The 241-nt window shown below is 56.0% G+C and carries 1 protein-coding gene; it reads right to left on the reverse strand.

The genetic code is table 11. From position 1 onward, the window contains the following. Positions 1–20: 20 nt before the first annotated feature. On the reverse strand, positions 21–241 hold a 221-nt coding region (locus tag Q4528_RS15665; protein ID WP_303522644.1), incomplete at its 5' end, for a hypothetical protein.

Genomic DNA, 241 nt, shown 5'->3' on the forward strand with positions numbered 1-241 from the left:
GGGCGAGGCCGATCCATTGCTTATGGCGCCGGATTCTTGCCGGTTTTTCGCGGTGCAAAGACAAGGGCGAAATGCAGTGCCCCCCGCCATCCTTCGGCATGTTTCAGCCTTCCGGCAAATATCCGCCAACCCAACGGGCAAAAGGTGACAAACAGGGTCAATTGACGCCTTCGTGTTGGCTTTCCCCCTTCATTTCCGTTAATAATCGGATCAATTGGCCGCACAGAACCGGCCCCAAAGC

The organism is Staphylococcus pasteuri (assembly GCF_030547725.1).
Taxonomy (GTDB): Bacteria; Bacillota; Bacilli; order Staphylococcales; family Staphylococcaceae; genus Staphylococcus; species Staphylococcus pasteuri.